Raw genomic sequence first — 17,510 nt, 5'->3', positions numbered from 1 at the left:
TACTTGTTGCATAACAGGCGGGAGGCAGACGTTGAGTTACGAGTTTTATCTGGATATCTATTTTCTGGAGAATCTGGTAATAAATGACACCGTATTACGAATGATTGCAATACTGGAAAAAAAGAACTGTCCCAGGATACGCAGATTCTTGACTGCAGCAGGCGGAAGCCTGGCATTATGTCTGGGGATGATGTTAGGAATGTACCGGGTAAGAGTACTCACGGCCATAGTTTGTATGGCAGTAGAGACCCTGATGACAACAGCTGCATTTTCATGGAGCGGCTGGAAAACATTCATGTATAGAGCAGTGATATTTCGCCTGCTGTCATTACTGGCGGAAGGAAGCTGGCAGATTTTGAGAGATTATTTTCACATGCCATTTCCATACAGTATGGCCGCAGGCATTTTTTTGCCTTTTTTTACCCTGATAAGGATTCGAAAAAGAGAAGAAAAGGAGCAGCTCCTGTATCCGGTGACTTTAAGATTTCATGGAAAAGAAAAAAAGGTCCAGGCACTCTGGGACAGTGGTAATCAGCTGACACAGCCGGTTACCGGACGCCCGGTACATATACTGGAACTGGAAGCCCTGATTCCTTTGCTGACTGTACAGGAAAACAGGGAACTGCAGACTATGATGGACCTGCAGACTGTAGAGCAGCCATCTGGGATCTTTTCACTGGTACCTTATCAGAGTATTGGAAAAAAATACGGACTGCTTCCCGTCCTGCAACTGGATGAGATTCAGGTGGAAACAGAAAAAGAAATAATAAGTACACCAAATGTTCTGGTGGCAGTCAGCAGACAGCGTTTCAGTCAGAATGGAAGCTGTCAGATGATCCTGCACCAGTCTCTCAGACAGATAAACAGATAGAAATGAGAAAGCGGGAGGGAATAGCAGATGTTTGCAAATGTAAGAATTCCGGATGCCATGCAGATGCGTATGCTGGCACCGGCATCACAATTCATGTGGAGAAGACCGAAAGAGGTCTGGTACATAGGAGGCAGTGAGGTATTGCCTCCACCGCTGGAACCGGAGAAAGAAGCGAAAGCAATTGCCGGTCTGAATGGGGCAACACAGACAGAAGCTAGGGAAATGTTGATTGAACACAATCTGCGCCTGGTTGTATACATAGCAAAAAAATTTGATAATACGGGAGTTGGTGTAGAAGATCTGATCTCCATCGGAACGATTGGACTGATCAAAGCCATTAACACCTACAATCCAGACAAAAATATTAAACTGGCTACGTATGCATCCAGATGTATCGAAAATGAAATTTTGATGCATTTGCGCAGAACCAATAAAACTCGCATGGAGGTATCTTTTGATGAACCTCTGAACGTGGACTGGGATGGAAATGAACTCCTTCTTTCTGATATCCTGGGAACAGATGAAGATGTGATCTATCGGGATATGGAAATGGAGGTAGAATACCGGCTTTTACGCCGCGCCATATCCAAGCTGTCTGACCGGGAACGGATGATTATCCAACTGAGATTTGGACTTGGAAACCGAGACGGAGAAGAAAAAACACAGAAAGAAGTGGCAGATATGCTGGGAATTTCCCAGTCTTACATTTCCCGCTTGGAGAAGCGGATTATCGGACGACTGAGAAAAGAAATCGTTCGGTTTGAATAAGAAAACAAATTGTCAAGGACTATTAATTTTTATATTTTACGTCAAATCGAATAATCAGTGTTTTTTGTGAGAATTCTTTTAATAGAAAAATGTTCAGGAGGATTCTTGCAATGGCACTGAATAAAGTAGAAATATGCGGAGTAAACACAGCAAAATTACCGGTTCTTACAGAAGCAGAAAAGGAAGCATTATTCTGCAAAATCAAGCAGGGAGACCGGGAGGCAAGAGAACAGTATATCCGGGGAAATTTAAGACTGGTACTCAGTGTAATCAAAAGATTTTCCGGAAGTAATGAAAATGCAGACGACCTGTTTCAGATCGGTTGTATTGGACTGATGAAAGCGATTGACAATTTCAATACAGAACTGGATGTTAAGTTCAGTACTTATGCGGTACCCATGATTATAGGGGAAATCAGACGGTATCTCAGAGACAACAATGTCATCCGGGTTAGCCGTTCTCTTCGGGATACAGCCTATAAGGTTTTGTATACAAGAGAAGCATACACCAGAAAATATTTAAAAGAACCAACCATCAATGAAATAGCCGAAGAAATTGGAATTGCAAAAGAAGAAATTGTATACGCAATGGATGCTATACAGAATCCGTTAAGTCTGTATGATCCGGTCTATTCCGAAGGCGGAGATGCACTTTATGTCATGGATCAGATCAGTGACAAGAAGAACAAAGAAGAAAACTGGGTAGAGTCTATTGCCTTAAAAGATGCCATGGATCGTTTAAATGACCGGGAACGTCGTATTATAGATATGCGTTTTTATGAGGGGAAGACACAGATGGAAGTGGCAGAAGAGATACAGATTTCCCAGGCACAGGTCAGCAGACTGGAAAAAAATGCATTGAAGATTATGAAAAACTATCTGAAGGCATGACGAGGCAGATGTATGTGCTCCCGATCAGAAAACGGCGGCCGCAAGTCAGTGCCTGGGTGGATGAGGATCTTCCAGTTCCACAAGAATGATTTCCTCTCCAATCTGACAGATACAGCGCCAGGGAATCCGGCACTCGTGTTCTCTCCCGAACCAAGAAGAAAAACGACCAGGACCAGGAACGATCAGTGCCAGTACCTGACCGCTTTTCGGGTCAATATCCACGTCAATGACACAGCCAAGGGATGCACAGGAACATACGTTAATAACCTCTTTCTGACGAAGTTCACATAATCTCATAGGATACCTGAAAAAAATTTCTCTCTATTAGTATATGCAATTGACACAGAGACTTCTATTAGGCTATACTTAAATTCGGGAATGAAACGAAACAGGGGGACAATAAAGATGAAGTGTCCATTTTGCAATAAGGATGATACCAGAGTAGTGGATTCCAGACCGGTGGATGACAACAGCTCCATTCGCCGCCGGCGTATGTGTGATGCATGTGGGAAGCGGTTTACCACTTATGAGAAGGTAGAGACGATACCTCTGATTGTGATCAAGAAAGATCAGAACAGGGAACAGTACGATCGCAGAAAGATTGAGAACGGAGTGATTCGTGCGTGCTATAAGCGGCCGATATCTGCACAGCAGATCACTGCAGTGGTAGATCAGATTGAGACACTGGTGTTCAGCAGAGAGGAACGGGAAGTCAGCAGTGAAGTGATCGGGGAGATTGTCATGGATCAGTTGAAAGAGCTGGATCCGGTTGCCTATGTACGGTTTGCATCGGTATACCGTGAATTTAAAGATGTGAATACCTTTATGGATGAACTGAAAAAGTTGTTAAAATAAAAGGGATGAAGTGGGGAGCTGTTATGCAGCTCCCTGCTCTTTATGAGGAAGATTCGATTGAAGAAAAGAATAAATGAAATACGAAATGGAAAATTTGAAGATCTTCAGAATACGCTGGAACTGTCAGAGAATGAGATCAGCGGAAAGACGGTGGAAAAAGAGAACTTCTGTGGAAGATTCTCAGTCCTGTCCGGAAATGAAAAAAGTATACAGGGATTTGTATATTCCACCAATCCCAGAATGGGAGTAAAGCCGGACAGTTTCAATGGGATTGGAGAGACCATCCGCTATGAGGCAGATGTGACGGGCCTGGCTGCGGGAGAAGCACTGACAGGAGAATTTATACTGAATACTTCGGCAGGTGAATATCATCTGCCCTATCGGATTGCCATCGAAGGAAGAACAGAAGAGAAAAATAAGAATGTGATGCCGCCACTTACCAGGGAAGAGTTTACTGCACTGGCCAAAGAAGATTTTGGACGGGCTTATGTGTTGTTCCTGTCAGGTGGATTCCGCAATCGGATTCGCAGCTGGGCAGCTGGCAGTACGAGTCTGTATGACGGGCTGCTGGCTAAGGGAGCTTCCTATCGCTGCCTGGAACAGTTCCTGGTAGGAATAGGGCAGAAGGAAGCAATTACACTGGAACCGGAGCAGGACTATATAGTTCTTTCACATGTGGCAGAGACCAGAAAAGAAGAACTGGTGATACGGAAAAATACCTGGGGATTTGCCACGCTGCAGATTTCATGTGATGCACCGTTCCTGACATTGGAGAAGACACAGATTACGACAGAAGAGTTCCTGGGAAGTGTCTGCCATGTTGGATTTGTGATTCACAGAGAAAAGCTGCATGCCGGTAAACAGTTCGCACGGATTTCTATTTCCACAGGCCAGGAAGAAACCTGTTGTACAGTAGAAGTACAGAGGGAAAAGAAAAGCAAAACTTCCGGGACACTGCATCAACAGAAAAGAGAGACAGCCCAGATACTGAAAAGTTATATCGATTATCGAACAGGAAGAATTGAGCAGAAGATCTGGGGCGAAGAAACACTGCAATCACTGGATCGCTATCGTAGGGCAGAAGGAAAGCTTATTTTCTACGATTTGTATGAAAGTTATGTACTGTTTCAGATGCAGGATACCATTCATGCAGAACTGATTCTGGGACAGACGCAGGAACGAAAAGAAGAATTGAAGGATCCCCGCTGGCAGAGCTGCTATCTGTATCTGACTACGATGCAGAATAAAGATAGAGAGTACATGGAATATGTGAAAAACAAGATTGCAGAGCTGTATCTTGAGGAACAGGAAAGTTGGATTCTTCAGTGGCTGATGTTCCGTGTGAACGGGCAGATGTACCGGAATGACGGAGAACGTCTGGAAGAGATCAGAAATAAATATCAGCAGGGATGCACCAGCCCGGTGATGTATCTGGAAGCATGGGAGATCTTGAAAAAAGAACCTCTGATGCTGCGTAGACTGGAAGAATTTGAGATACATCTGCTTGCCTTCCTGTGCAGAGAGAAGCTGTTTGATCCGGAGATCAGTGGCCAGGCGGCACAGCTGGCCGGACGCATGCAGAACTTTCATCCTGTATTATTTCGGGTGTTGACAGCGTGCTACGAAGCAGCCCCAACGGGCAATTTGCTGACGGCAATCTGCAGATTACTGATAGAAGGAAGAAAAGGGGAAAAGAAATATGCCAGATGGTTTGCCCTTGGTGTGATGCAGGATGTCCGAATTACCGGTTTATATGAATATTTTGTAGAAACAGCGGATCATCTGGATGCCGGAGAACTTCCAAAAGCAATCAGATTATATTTTGTATACCATAATACACTGGACACAACACGTAAGGCTTCTATTTATGCAGCAATTATCCATAACCGTGAACAGGATGAGGAAAGCTATGCCAGCTATCGGAAGGTGATGGAATTGTTCATGGAGGAACAACTGGCAGAAGGAAAGATCAGCCGGGATCTGGCTCTTTTATATGAGACTCTTCTGGAAGAAGAAGTCATGAACGAAAAACTGGCAGCAGGGCTGGAGAAGGCATTGTTTACTTACGAAGTAACCTGTGATATGCCGGGACTGCGTCAGCTGATCGTGATCCATAAGGCTCTGGAGCAGGAGCAGCAGGTGGCGCTGCAGGATGGCAAAGCACTGGTGCAGATACTAAATAGCGAGCATGTCCTGCTGGCAGAAGACCGGGAAGGACAGAGATATGCGGCAGAACCATTCTGTCATAAGAAAAAGCTTCTGGAGAGTGAAAAACTGGAAACCTTGTGCAGGAATTATCTGCCGTCCAGAGAACGGTTCCTGATACATGATTGTATGACAGGAGAAAAGGAATTCCCTGTAGATGGAAGTCAGATGGCAAACTATTTGCAGCTTATGAATCTGAAGCAGATCAAGGCAGTTTATCGCAGAGAATTGCAGGAGAAGCTTTTGGACTGGTTTGCAGCGCATCCAGATCATCCGGAGGCAGAGCATTTTCTGCAGCAGATAGATTGCTGTGAGATGGCCGAAGAACATATGGGAGAGATGGCGAAGCTACTGGCAGGACTGGATCACTACCAGGAATTGTATGATCTGGTCAGCATCTATGGAATGGAGAAAGTGGATCTTTCCATTCTGGTGCATATGTGCAGTACACTGCTGACAGAGGAAGACAGAGAAGAAGACAAGATGCTGCTGGCTGTCTGTGTCTGCTGCTTTGAACAAAAGCTCTATGATGAGAAAATGCTTGCGTTTCTGATGAAGCATTATGAGGGTTCACTGGAATTGATGAAGAAGATCTGGTATGCAGGAAGAACATTTCGACTGTCTTCTTTTGAACTGGAAGAACGGATACTGATCTTACTGCTGTTTCTGATGGAGGGCTCGGAAGAAACGGAACCGATCTTTGATTCTTATGAGAAAAAGATGGGAAAATCATGGATCTGCCGTGCCTATGTTACCTGGATGGCTTATGAATCCTTTGTGAGAGAAAAGAAGACAGACTGGTGTGTATTTGCATATATGGAACAGAATATGCTGGGCGTAGTGGGAACACCGGATATCTGCAAGCTGGCGCTGTTGAAGCGTTATACCGAGCGCAAGGAGAAAAGTGCAGGGCAGCAGGAATGGATGCGCTATTTCCTGAAAAGATATCTGGAGATGGGAATGCGGTTTGCATTTATGATGAAGCTGCCAAAGAAGATTCGGGAACAATATCATCTGTATGATAAGTATATCCTGGAATATCGATGCAGGCCGCAGGCCAATGTTACACTGCATTACAGCTATCAGGGACAGCCGGAAAAGAGTGTCCGTATGGAGGAGGCATTCGAGGGTATCTATACGAAAGAATTTACGATGTTTTATAAAGACACACTGGAATGGTATTTCACCATAGAAGAAGCAGAAAATGTGACCGAGACTGTCCGGCAGTTCTATACTTTCCAGGGACCGTTATCCCAGCATGGCGTGACCCGTTATGATCTGATTAACCAGATGATACAGGCCGATGAGAGTGGGGAAGAAGCAAAGTATCAGGAATTGGATGCAAGGTATGCCGGAATGCAGTACCTGGTGGAAGAAATTTTCAGATTGAATTAAACAGGAGCGAAACATGAGAAGAACAATCATAGGACTGGATCTCGAAAAGGAACATTCACAGATTTCTTATTACAGTGAACGAACCGGAGAACCGGAATCGGTCAGCATTGCAGAAAATCAGGATAAATATCTGATTCCTACCCCAGATGGACTGTTGGCAGAGAATGGGAAGAAACAGACCGACGAACTGGCAGATTTTATAAAAAAATGCCTGAGATATCTGAATCCTGCGATGGAGATGTCAGAAGTGTATATGATGGTAACAATGCGGGAAATACGCCAGCCATGGATTTTCCGTATTCGCAGCGCAGCAGAAAAACTGGGAATTCCAGGAGAAAATCTTTTTCTGCAAAGTTATCGGGAGAGTTTTTTCTATTATGTACTGAATCAGAAAAAAGAACTGTGGTATCGCGCATCTGCTTTATTCGAATATAATCAGTCTCATATTTCTTCCTGGCTGATGAAGACAGACAGCAGAACAAAGCCTGCTCTGGTGCGTGTCCTGCCAGGAGAAAAAGTGGAACTGGGCTATCCTTCCGGACGAAGCAGTGAAGAATGGGACACCAGAAGAGACCAGAAGTTTTTGGAGCTGATTCAGAATACTTTTCGGGAAGAAGTGGTGTCGTCCACTTTTCTGATCGGAGACAGTTTTGACAAGACCTGGGCTGTGGAGTCTCTGCAATATCTGTGCAGAAAACGCCATGTTTTTCAGGGAAGAAATCTGTATACAAAAGGGGCATGTTATGCCATGTGCAGAAGACTGCACATCGGAAAGGATCTGGACAATTATTTGTATGCCAGTGAAGATATGGTGGAATACAATATCGGTATGCAGATGGATATCAGAGGGCAAAATACAGATTATATGTTGATCAGTGCGGGAATTAACTGGTATGAAGCACAGTGCAGCTGTGAGATTCTTCTGAAAGAGGGCAAAGAACTGGTGCTGTATGCACGTTCGCTGCGAGGCGGAGATGCGTCAAGCTTCAGTATTAAACTGGATGGTCTGCCAGACCGGCCGCCTAAGACGACCAGACTGCGCCTGCAGCTGGAATTTGAATCAGCAACAACCTGCAGAGTCAGAATAAAAGATCTGGGATTTGGAGAGTTCTTCCCGTCTTCTGGACTGACCTGGGAGAGTGTCCTGAATATGGAGTAGTGCCGGAAGGTGTGAGAAAGGAGCCTGACAAAAATGAGTGGATATTATCTATGCAGAACAGAATGTGCCGTGAGACCATTCTACATAGAGAGCATCGGAAGGAACATATACTCGCTGGAAGAATTGTGTTATTATTTCAGCCATTATGTATATCTGATTGATGAATCTGTGGTAAATGTAACCCTGTGCAGATGGATTGGAACAGAACTTGGGCTGGTGAAACTGCAGAATCGTCTGCTTCGTGCACTGGAACGGGAGACTTATACGGAGTTTTTGTCTCCGATTTTTCAGGAATGTGGATATCTGGATAAGCAGGAATTTCGTCTTTTTCAGGAGCAGTTCACAGAGATCCTCACAGAGCCGGAAGAAGTCAGAAGAAAAATGAAAGCGGATTACCTGGTGGAATTTGGTCGCTATGTGATTGCGTTAAGAGAATACGAAAAGATCACACAGCAGCAGAAAAACGGAAAGATGGGAATGCAGTTTTATGCAGCAGTACTGGAAAATATGGCTGCAGCCTATGCACATCTGTTTGAGTTTGAAGAAGCGGCGGACTGCCTGTGGAATTCTTACCAGGTGATGAAGTCCAAAAAAGTATATGAAAAATACCTGCGGATCCTGCCTCTGTTCCTGTCAGAGAAACAGTATCAGCAAAGGCTGACCCAGATCCGGGCAGACCGAAGTGACGCTATGGAATTGTGGGAAGATACCCGGGCACTGATACAGGAAGGCATGGAGATGACTGAAAAAGAAAAGGCACAAAAAGAAGGCGCAGAGAAAGAAATTCAGAGCAGAAAAGATGAATATCTCAGGAATACTGCTTTTGGAATGTGAAATTATGGCTTGTATTTTGAAAATTCATAAGTTATAGTAGGTTGGAAAGTAACTATTCAGCGAGGAGATGTCTTATGAAAAAACCAGGGGTCCATCAGCAGATGGAAGTAGAAGAAAAGCTGCGTGAAGAATGTGGCGTATTTGGGATGTATGACTTGGATGGAAAAGATGTAGCGGCATCGATTTACTATGGACTGTTTGCACTGCAGCACCGTGGACAGGAAAGCTGTGGTATCGCAGTCAGTGAAACCAATGGTCCGAAAGGAAAGGTAACCTCCTATAAGGGAATGGGGCTGGTGAATGAGGTATTTACCGGTGATGAGCTGGAACGGATGAAGGGAGATATCGGAGTGGGACATGTCCGGTATTCTACTGCAGGAGCAAGTACCCGGGAGAATGCACAGCCATTGGTTTTAAACTATGTAAAAGGCACGCTTGCACTTGCTCATAATGGAAATTTGATCAATGCGCCGGAACTGAGAAAAGAACTTGCCTACTCCGGTGCGATTTTCCAGACAACCATTGATTCAGAAGTTGTGGCATATCATATTGCACGGGAACGTGTGAAGACGAAAAATGTAGAGAGCGCTGTGCTCAATGCCATGAAGAAGATCAGGGGAGCCTATTCACTGGTGATTATGTCACCGAGAAAGCTGATTGGAGCAAGAGACCCTTACGGATTTAAACCGCTTTGTATCGGAAGAAGAGATAATGCTTATATTATCACTTCTGAGACCTGCGCTCTGGAGACTCTGGGAGCAGAATATATCCGAGATGTTGAACCGGGGGAAGTGGTAACCATTACCAAAGACGGCATTAAGTCGGATACCTCCATGTGTCTGCCAAAGGAACAGCAGGCACGCTGTATTTTTGAATATATCTATTTTGCAAGACCGGACAGCCATATCGATGGTGTCAGCGTGTATGGATCCAGGATCAAGGCAGGAAGATTCCTTGCCATGGATTCACCGGTGGAAGCAGATATTGTAGTAGGAGTACCAGAGTCTGGTAATGCAGCAGCCATGGGCTATGCAATGGAATCTGGCATTCCATATGGAACAGCATTTGTGAAAAACAGTTATGTGGGACGAACCTTTATTAAGCCGAAGCAGAGTACCAGAGAGTCCAGTGTAAAGATTAAACTGAATGTACTCAGAGAAGCAGTTGCAGGGAAGAGAGTCATTATGATAGATGATTCCATCGTCCGTGGAACGACCAGCGACCGTATTGTAAAGATGCTCAGGGATGCGGGAGCCAGAGAGGTACATATGCGCGTCAGCTCACCGCCATTTCTGTGGCCATGCTATTTCGGTACCGATGTACCGGCGAGAGAGCAGCTGATTGCCTATAATCGTTCAGTGGAAGAGATTCGGCAGATGATCGGTGCAGACAGTCTTGGATATCTGCAGATTGACCGGCTGAAAGAACTGGTAAATGGTCTGGATATCTGCCAGGGCTGTTTTACAGGAAAGTATCCGATGGAACCGCCAGAGGATGATATTCGTGGAGAATATGAAAAATAAAGGCCGGTGAAACGGCAGAAGCTAATACCAATATTATACAAGAACAGATATGAAAGGATAACAAATATGAACGACAGATATCAGAGCCCATTATCAGAGAGATATGCAAGCAGGGAAATGCAGTATATTTTTTCACCTGACATGAAGTTCCGCACCTGGAGAAAGCTGTGGATTGCACTGGCAGAGACAGAAAAAGAACTGGGACTGAACATTACACAGGAACAGATCGATGAACTGAAGACCCATGCAGAAGATATTAACTATGATGTGGCAAAAGAAAGAGAAAAGATTGTCCGCCATGACGTAATGTCTCATGTATACGCATATGGCGTGCAGTGTCCAAAGGCAAAGGGAATTATTCATCTGGGCGCAACTTCCTGCTATGTAGGAGATAATACAGATATTATCGTGATGTCAGAGGCTTTGAAGCTGGTTCGCAAAAAGCTGGTGAATGTTATTGCGGAGCTGGCAAAATTTGCCGATACCTACAAGAATCAGCCAACACTGGCATTTACTCATTTCCAGCCGGCACAGCCGACAACAGTTGGAAAGAGAGCGACCCTGTGGCTGCAGGAATTTCTGATGGATCTTGAGGATCTGACTTATGTACAGGGAACCTTAAAGCTTCTGGGAAGCAAGGGAACCACAGGAACACAGGCCAGCTTCCTGGAACTGTTTGAAGGAGATCAGGAAACTATCGATAAGATTGATCCGATGATTGCAAAGAAGATGGGATTTGAAGCTTGCTATCCGGTATCTGGACAGACTTATTCCAGAAAAGTGGACACCAGAGTCCTGAATATCCTGGCAGGTATTGCAGCAAGTGCCCATAAAATGTCTAATGATATCCGTCTTCTGCAGCATTTAAAAGAAGTGGAAGAACCATTTGAAAAGACGCAGATTGGTTCCTCAGCCATGGCTTATAAGAGAAATCCGATGAGAAGTGAACGGATTGCTTCTCTGTCCCGCTATGTACTGTGTGATGCTTTGAATCCGGCGATTACATCTGCTACCCAGTGGTTTGAACGGACACTGGATGATTCTGCCAACAAGAGACTGTCCATTCCAGAAGGATTCCTTGCTATTGACGGTATTCTGGATCTTTGCCTGAATGTAGTAGATGGTCTGGTGGTATATCCAAAGGTAATTGAGAAACATATGATGGCAGAACTGCCATTTATGGCAACTGAGAATATTATGATGGATGCAGTGAAGGCAGGTGGAGACAGACAGGAACTTCATGAAAGAATCCGTGAACTGTCTATGGAAGCAGGAAAGACTGTCAAGGTAGAAGGCAAAGATAACAATCTGCTGGAACTGATTGCAGCAGATCCGGCATTCAATCTTACTCTGGAAGACCTGAAGAAGTCTATGGATCCATCCAAATATGTGGGAAGAGCACCACGCCAGGTGGATGTCTTCTTAAGAGATGTGGTAAATCCGGTACTGGAAGCCAATAAAGAAGTACTGGGAATGAAAGCTGAAATTAATGTGTAATACCAGGATTGGGGGAGTGCATAGCACGGAGCAATCCGCAGGGTATCAAAAAAAGGGGTGTACAATCAGTACACGATAGGTTATAATATCCATGTGTATGTGTCCTGTGCAGGATCATGAACGGAGCATATACACTGATGATACAAGTAACGTGATTATGTAGACTGCCTGGGACGTATCTGTTCCGGGTAGTTAGCAATGTTTAAACGGAGGAAATTATGGTACAGGCAGTAGTTGGAGCAAACTGGGGAGATGAAGGTAAGGGAAAGATCACAGATATGCTTGCTGAAGAAGCGGATATTATTGTACGTTTCCAGGGTGGCGCAAATGCCGGACATACGATCGTGAACGATTATGGTAAGTTCGCATTACACACATTACCGTCAGGTGTTTTCTACAATCACACAACCAGCATTATTGGAAATGGTGTGGCCCTGAACATTCCTGTTTTGTTCAATGAAGTAAAGAGTATTGTGGATCGTGGTGTTCCAATGCCAAAGATTCTGGTATCTGACAGAGCACAGATGGTGATGTCTTATCACATTTTATTTGATCAGTACGAAGAAGAACGTCTGGGTGGTAAGTCTTTTGGTTCCACAAAATCAGGAATTGCCCCATTTTATTCAGATAAATATGCAAAAATCGGTTTCCAGGTAAGCGAACTGTTCGATGAAGATCTGTTAAAAGAGAAAGTAGTTCGTATCTGTGAACAGAAGAATGTAACTTTGAAGCATCTTTATCATAAGCCGGAACTGAAGCCGGAAGATTTACTGGAAGAACTGCATAATTATAAGAAGATGGTAGAGCCGTTCGTATGTGATACATCTGCATACCTGTGGAATGCGATTAAGGAAGGTAAGAAGATTCTGCTGGAAGGCCAGCTGGGATCTCTGAAAGATCCGGATCATGGTATTTATCCAATGGTTACATCATCCTCTACACTGGCAGCATATGGCGCGATCGGTGCAGGTATTCCACCATATGAGATTAAGAAGATTGTGACTGTAGTAAAGGCATACTCCAGTGCAGTTGGGGCAGGTGCATTTGTCAGCGAGATCTTCGGTGATGAAGCCGATGAACTGCGTAAGAGAGGTGGAGATGGCGGAGAATTCGGAGCAACCACAGGGCGTCCAAGACGTATGGGATGGTTTGACTGTGTTGCATCAAAGTATGGCTGCCGTATTCAGGGAACAACCGACGTGGCATTTACCGTATTGGATGTACTTGGCTATCTGGATGAGATCCCTGTTTGTGTTGGTTACGAGATTGATGGAGAAGTGACCACTGATTTCCCTACTACAGCGAAGCTGGAAAAAGCAAAACCAGTTCTGAAAAAGCTTCCGGGATGGAAGACGGATATTCGTGGCATTAAGAACTACGAAGATCTTCCAGAAAACTGCAGAAAATATATCGAGTTCATCGAAGAACAGATCGGATTCCCTATCACTATGGTATCCAATGGTCCTGGAAGACATGATATCATCTATAGAAATGTAAAATAATACAGAGCACAGACTCTGAGAAAAGAAAAGTCGATTTGCAGATTTGCAAATCGACTTTTTGGTCTATTTTTCAGAAGATTCCTCGTTGTGAGAGTTTTTATTCAGGACCTTGTAAATCCACAGATAAATGTACAACAAACAAGGCAGAACAACGGTCAGGCCAATGCAGGCTTTGAATACAGAGAAAGCCCACGGGCTGTCAATCAGCGCAAAAATAAGAGCTGCAGCATAAAGAGCTACCAGAATGAACACAGTAACCAGAGCCAGTAGACGTTTCATTTTTTTCATTCGATGCGTTCCTCCTCCGGCAATTCATGAAGAAAACGGTCAATGGATAGTACTTCCGCTTTATTCTCAGGAACAATAACAAAACTTTGTACCTCCGGAGCCTCAAAACCCTTCAGAGGAATCGAAACCAGAGAACCATTATCCAGATAAGACTGCACGAGACTTCTAGGCAGAAAAGTATAACCGATTCCTTCCATGAGATAATGCGGAAGATGGGTCAGCTTATCAATCTCAAAAGAGAAAGAAAAATTCTTCGGAAACAGGTCACGGATAAAAGTGCCATTATCGTGTACCATAAAATCACAGTACAGATAACCGATCTCAGACAGCTGGTTCTGTGTGATGCCGTCCATATATTCCTGATGTACCGGGGAAGTAACCAGAAGCAGCTCATCTGACATAAAAGGCTTGCAGATAAAGCCGGACTTCTTCAGAGGTACATAAGAAAAGGCGACATCTACTGTGCCATCCTGAAGCATACGAAGGAGTGGACCAGAATGATCCACAATTACTTTTACGGATATATCTTTATGATTTTTAACAAACGCAGTAATCGGATCAATGAGATAGCAGTCATATACAGTATTTACTGTTCCGATACGAAGATTCTCGGAAAAAGTATGAAGCATACTTAATTCTTCGATGGCAGATGCTTCAAGAGCAACAATTCGTTTGGCGTAAGCAAGAAAATGCTGTCCCTCTTCGGTCAGTTCTACATTTTTGCGATTGCGGATGAAAAGCTTTTTGCCCAGCTCTTTTTCCAGCTCCATAATACGGTTGGTTACAGTAGACTGAACGATAAAGTAACGGTCAGCAGTCTGGGTAAAATTCTTCAGTTCGGAAAGCGTGATAAATGTCTTTAAATTTTCTATATTCATGGGCCCCTCTTATCGAAATCGTAAATAAACGTTTTTATAAAATTCATTATACAAATTTTACAGCCATCATTATAATAAGTCAATAGAGAGTTGAATTTTCAAGGAGGATTATGACGAATGAATAAGATATATACCAAAGTAACGGATCAGATGAATTTCTGGGAAGGTCAGGATCCAGTGGCTTTGGCTGAAAAGTACGGTACCCCATTATATGTAACCAATGAGAGAATTTTAAGACAACGCTGCCGTGATTTGAAGAACCTGGTAACTTATCCGAACTTTGTAGTAGATTATTCAGCAAAGGCAAATTGCGGACTGGCATTTCTGCAGGTAGTCAGGTCAGAGGGCCTGGAAGTAGATGCCATGTCTCCTGGCGAGATCTATATAGAAAAGAAAGCAGGATTTGGTGCAGATCAGATCTTCTATATCTGCAACAATGTATCGGCCGAAGAGATGGAATATGCGGTGAAAGAAGGAGTTGTCATCAGTGTAGATTCTCTGAGCCAGCTGGAACAGTTTGGACAGATTGCACCGGGACATGAAGTGGCAGTTCGTTTTAACCCGGGAGTGGGGGCAGGTCATCACGAAAAGGTAGTAACAGCCGGAAAGAAGACAAAGTTTGGTATTGAACCAAAGTATATTCCGCAGGTCAAGGAACTCCTTGAAAAATATGATTTAAAACTGATCGGTATCAATCAGCATATTGGTTCGCTGTTTATGACAGGAGAGGCATTTGTTGCCAGCATCGCAGCTTTATTTGAGATCGCCAAACAGTTTAAAGGCCTTCGGTTTGTTGATATGGGCGGTGGATTTGGTATTCCATATAAGAAAGAATTTGATGAGGCGCCACTGGATCTGAAAGAACTGGGACAGACCATTGATAAGGCACTGTACAAGTTCGCAGAGGAATATGGAGAACAGATTACTCTTCGTATTGAACCGGGGCGCTATATTTCAGCAGAGAGTAATGTGATCCTGTCTACAGTGCACTCAGTAAAGCACAACCATGAGAAGAAGTTTGTAGGGTGTGACTGCGGATTCAATGTACTTCAGAGACCGATCATGTATGATTCTTATCATGGGGTAGAAGTATACCGTGGAACAGAGGAACCGTCTGAGCAGACAGAGACTGTGACCATTGTCGGAAATATCTGCGAAAGCGGAGACATTCTGGCAAAAGACAGAGATCTTCCTGAGATAAAAAAAGGAGATGTTCTTGGCATTCTGGATGCAGGCGCATATGGATTTACCATGGCTTCCAACTACAACAATCGTCTGCGCCCGGCAGAGATTATGATTCGGGAAAATGGACAGGTAGTACTTACCAGAGAAAGAGAAGTGCTGGAGGATCTGATGAGACATGTGATTCCTCTGGAAGAAGTATAAGGAATCTTGGGTATGGAATAACGGTGTACAATACCAGCAAATTGTGGTATTATTTCCTAAAACCTGCAAGTGGGAGGAAAAGAAATGAAGCTGATGTTTGCGTCTGATATACATGGATCAGCCTATTACTGTGAGAAGATGCTGGAGTGTTATCGCAGGGAACAGGCCGAGCGACTGTGGATTCTGGGCGATATTCTGTATCATGGACCAAGAAATGATCTGCCAGAGGAATATGCACCGAAAAAAGTCATTGCCATGCTTAATGAAATCAAAGAAGAAATCTGTGCGGTACGGGGAAACTGTGATACAGAAGTGGATCAGATGGTACTGGAGTTCCCGATCCTGGCTGACTATAGTCTGCTGGCTGTGGATGGATTAAGATTGTATGCGACACATGGACATGTATACAATGAACAGCATATGTTACCACTGATGCCTGGGGATATTCTGATTCATGGACATACTCATATTTATGAAGCAAAGAAGTCAGGAAAACACATGATTCTGAATCCAGGATCGGTATCTATTCCAAAGGGCGGTAATCCGCCAACATATGCCATTTTGGAAGATGGAGTATTTTCCATCAAAGATCTGGATGGACAGGTGTTAAAGGGGATAGAATTATAGAATACGAAATTATAGAGAAAAAGGCTCCGTTTGGGAGCCTTTTTGCGTGGTATTATTCGTGATTAATTCCTGTACAGTAATGGGTATCGTATTCTACACCCTTCTGATAGGTATTGCCACAAAGCGGGCAGGTAATGTAATCAGAAGTGCCAGAAGTCTCTGCGCTGATATGTGAATTATAGCTTCCATCGGAGATGGAAAACCATTGTCCACAATATGGGCACTGTGCAGAATCACTGCTGGAGGATGGGGATTCGGTAGACGGTGTAGTCTGCGTGTTGGAAGAAGCCATATAATCTGCCCATGCCTTTTCCTGTGCGACATGATCAGCATAGATCGTGCTGCCTTCACCATCGGAAGCAAGAGAGATCTGCTGATAACAGTATGGACACATCTGTGTTCCGGCAGAAGAATCTGTCTGATTGGTCTTTGTCTGACTTTCAGAGGTTTGTGTTTTGGAAGAACCATTCACAGTAGACGGCTTCACGGTTGTTTTATCGGTGGAAGAGGTGTCCTTCTTCGTGCCAGACTGAGTAGAAGCTTTCTTCTCTATACTTTTTTGTGTCTCGGACTGTTTCTGTGTTTCTTTTTCGGTTTTCTTTTCTGTTTGCTTTTCTGTTTCACTGATAGTTTCGCTCTCTGATTCTGTTTCTGCCACCCTGGAGCGACAGCCGCTGAAAGCAAACATCATAGAAAAAGCAAGAATATAAAGTAAAAGTACTTTTTTCTTCATATACATCAACTCCTAGTATAATAATGATGTAGTCAATGAAGACTACTTGATTAACAAGTTTCTATAAATCAGATAACAGAAGAGGGTGTTCTTCCTTCA

The 17,510-nt window shown here is 43.9% G+C and carries 16 protein-coding genes; 12 read left to right on the top strand and 4 right to left on the bottom strand.

What is annotated here, in order from left to right; genetic code table 11:
* Nucleotides 1-31: 31 nt before the first annotated feature.
* The 3 genes from OCV47_RS14695 to sigG all read left to right on the top strand — a co-directional run bounded on the left by OCV47_RS14695 (nucleotide 32) and on the right by sigG (nucleotide 2,529).
* A complete protein-coding gene (locus OCV47_RS14695) occupies nucleotides 32-871 on the top strand; it encodes a sigma-E processing peptidase SpoIIGA (RefSeq protein WP_256297375.1) in 840 nt (279 codons plus the stop codon).
* 57 nt (nucleotides 872-928) lie between these two features.
* Nucleotides 929-1,639, top strand: a complete 711-nt coding sequence (sigE, locus tag OCV47_RS14690) for an RNA polymerase sporulation sigma factor SigE (RefSeq protein ID WP_262655815.1) — start codon at nucleotides 929-931, stop codon at nucleotides 1,637-1,639.
* Nucleotides 1,640-1,749: 110 nt separating this feature from the next.
* Nucleotides 1,750-2,529: an RNA polymerase sporulation sigma factor SigG gene (sigG, locus tag OCV47_RS14685; RefSeq protein WP_262655808.1), complete on the top strand. Its 780-nt coding sequence runs from the start codon at nucleotides 1,750-1,752 to the stop codon at nucleotides 2,527-2,529.
* Nucleotides 2,530-2,574: 45 nt separating this feature from the next.
* Here the strand turns inward: sigG and OCV47_RS14680 are convergent, their stop codons facing one another.
* The gene (locus OCV47_RS14680) at nucleotides 2,575-2,826 is read right to left on the bottom strand and encodes a YlmC/YmxH family sporulation protein (RefSeq protein WP_117447871.1); all 252 of its coding nucleotides are present in this window, start codon (nucleotides 2,824-2,826) and stop codon (nucleotides 2,575-2,577) included.
* A 108-nt stretch (nucleotides 2,827-2,934) separates the two neighbouring features.
* Here OCV47_RS14680 and nrdR point away from each other — a divergent pair, with 108 nt between their 5' ends.
* The 7 genes from nrdR (at nucleotide 2,935) to OCV47_RS14645 (ending at nucleotide 13,499) form a co-directional block, all read left to right on the top strand.
* A complete protein-coding gene (nrdR, locus tag OCV47_RS14675; RefSeq protein WP_117447870.1) occupies nucleotides 2,935-3,384 on the top strand; it encodes a transcriptional regulator NrdR in 450 nt (149 codons plus the stop codon).
* A 57-nt stretch (nucleotides 3,385-3,441) separates the two neighbouring features.
* Nucleotides 3,442-6,984, top strand: coding sequence for a DUF5717 family protein (locus tag OCV47_RS14670; RefSeq protein WP_262655807.1), 3,543 nt, complete (start codon nucleotides 3,442-3,444; stop codon nucleotides 6,982-6,984).
* 13 nt (nucleotides 6,985-6,997) lie between these two features.
* Complete coding sequence (locus tag OCV47_RS14665) at nucleotides 6,998-8,143, top strand: DUF5716 family protein (RefSeq protein WP_262655806.1); 1,146 nt, start codon at nucleotides 6,998-7,000, stop codon at nucleotides 8,141-8,143.
* A 33-nt stretch (nucleotides 8,144-8,176) separates the two neighbouring features.
* A complete protein-coding gene (locus OCV47_RS14660; RefSeq protein WP_262655805.1) occupies nucleotides 8,177-8,977 on the top strand; it encodes a hypothetical protein in 801 nt (266 codons plus the stop codon).
* Between the two features lie 74 nt (nucleotides 8,978-9,051).
* Nucleotides 9,052-10,500: an amidophosphoribosyltransferase gene (purF, locus tag OCV47_RS14655; protein ID WP_262655804.1), complete on the top strand. Its 1,449-nt coding sequence runs from the start codon at nucleotides 9,052-9,054 to the stop codon at nucleotides 10,498-10,500.
* A 66-nt stretch (nucleotides 10,501-10,566) separates the two neighbouring features.
* On the top strand, nucleotides 10,567-11,997 hold the full coding sequence (gene purB, locus OCV47_RS14650) for an adenylosuccinate lyase (protein ID WP_117447865.1): 1,431 nt from the start codon (nucleotides 10,567-10,569) through the stop codon (nucleotides 11,995-11,997).
* A 218-nt stretch (nucleotides 11,998-12,215) separates the two neighbouring features.
* On the top strand, nucleotides 12,216-13,499 hold the full coding sequence (locus OCV47_RS14645; protein WP_117447864.1) for an adenylosuccinate synthase: 1,284 nt from the start codon (nucleotides 12,216-12,218) through the stop codon (nucleotides 13,497-13,499).
* 63 nt (nucleotides 13,500-13,562) lie between these two features.
* Here OCV47_RS14645 and OCV47_RS14640 read toward each other — a convergent pair whose 3' ends face one another.
* Both OCV47_RS14640 and OCV47_RS14635 read right to left on the bottom strand, forming a co-directional pair.
* Nucleotides 13,563-13,787, bottom strand: a complete 225-nt coding sequence (locus OCV47_RS14640) for a hypothetical protein (protein WP_262655803.1) — start codon at nucleotides 13,785-13,787, stop codon at nucleotides 13,563-13,565.
* The gene (locus tag OCV47_RS14635; protein ID WP_262655802.1) at nucleotides 13,784-14,665 is read right to left on the bottom strand and encodes a LysR family transcriptional regulator; all 882 of its coding nucleotides are present in this window, start codon (nucleotides 14,663-14,665) and stop codon (nucleotides 13,784-13,786) included. The genes OCV47_RS14640 and OCV47_RS14635 overlap by 4 nt, the downstream gene beginning before the upstream one ends.
* 117 nt (nucleotides 14,666-14,782) lie before the next feature.
* Here OCV47_RS14635 and lysA point away from each other — a divergent pair, with 117 nt between their 5' ends.
* The gene (gene lysA, locus OCV47_RS14630) at nucleotides 14,783-16,051 is read left to right on the top strand and encodes a diaminopimelate decarboxylase (protein ID WP_262655801.1); all 1,269 of its coding nucleotides are present in this window, start codon (nucleotides 14,783-14,785) and stop codon (nucleotides 16,049-16,051) included.
* Between the two features lie 84 nt (nucleotides 16,052-16,135).
* Nucleotides 16,136-16,678 (top strand): phosphodiesterase, encoded by a 543-nt coding sequence (gene yfcE, locus OCV47_RS14625; protein WP_262655800.1) that lies wholly within the window; start codon nucleotides 16,136-16,138, stop codon nucleotides 16,676-16,678.
* A gap of 52 nt (nucleotides 16,679-16,730) precedes the next feature.
* Here yfcE and OCV47_RS14620 read toward each other — a convergent pair whose 3' ends face one another.
* Entirely contained in the window at nucleotides 16,731-17,411 is a 681-nt protein-coding gene (locus tag OCV47_RS14620) for a hypothetical protein (RefSeq protein ID WP_262655799.1), read from the bottom strand.
* Nucleotides 17,412-17,510 lie beyond the last annotated feature (99 nt).

This window comes from Muricoprocola aceti (assembly GCF_025567005.1).
In the GTDB taxonomy this organism is placed as follows: Bacteria; Bacillota; Clostridia; order Lachnospirales; family Lachnospiraceae; genus Marvinbryantia; species Marvinbryantia aceti.
The sequence above is the reverse complement of the archived record's forward strand: the minus strand, read 5'-3'. Positions and strand labels throughout refer to the sequence as shown.

Coding starts and splice junctions, on each gene's coding strand:
- sigE (WP_262655815.1), top strand. CDS start 929: ATGCAGATGCGTATGCTGGCACCGGCATCACAATTCATGTGGAGAAGA.
- sigG (WP_262655808.1), top strand. CDS start 1,750: ATGGCACTGAATAAAGTAGAAATATGCGGAGTAAACACAGCAAAATTA.
- OCV47_RS14680 (WP_117447871.1), bottom strand. CDS start 2,826: ATGAGATTATGTGAACTTCGTCAGAAAGAGGTTATTAACGTATGTTCC.
- nrdR (WP_117447870.1), top strand. CDS start 2,935: ATGAAGTGTCCATTTTGCAATAAGGATGATACCAGAGTAGTGGATTCC.
- OCV47_RS14665 (WP_262655806.1), top strand. CDS start 6,998: ATGAGAAGAACAATCATAGGACTGGATCTCGAAAAGGAACATTCACAG.
- OCV47_RS14660 (WP_262655805.1), top strand. CDS start 8,177: ATGAGTGGATATTATCTATGCAGAACAGAATGTGCCGTGAGACCATTC.
- purF (WP_262655804.1), top strand. CDS start 9,052: ATGAAAAAACCAGGGGTCCATCAGCAGATGGAAGTAGAAGAAAAGCTG.
- purB (WP_117447865.1), top strand. CDS start 10,567: ATGAACGACAGATATCAGAGCCCATTATCAGAGAGATATGCAAGCAGG.
- OCV47_RS14645 (WP_117447864.1), top strand. CDS start 12,216: ATGGTACAGGCAGTAGTTGGAGCAAACTGGGGAGATGAAGGTAAGGGA.
- OCV47_RS14640 (WP_262655803.1), bottom strand. CDS start 13,787: ATGAAAAAAATGAAACGTCTACTGGCTCTGGTTACTGTGTTCATTCTG.
- OCV47_RS14635 (WP_262655802.1), bottom strand. CDS start 14,665: ATGAATATAGAAAATTTAAAGACATTTATCACGCTTTCCGAACTGAAG.
- lysA (WP_262655801.1), top strand. CDS start 14,783: ATGAATAAGATATATACCAAAGTAACGGATCAGATGAATTTCTGGGAA.
- yfcE (WP_262655800.1), top strand. CDS start 16,136: ATGAAGCTGATGTTTGCGTCTGATATACATGGATCAGCCTATTACTGT.
- OCV47_RS14620 (WP_262655799.1), bottom strand. CDS start 17,411: ATGAAGAAAAAAGTACTTTTACTTTATATTCTTGCTTTTTCTATGATG.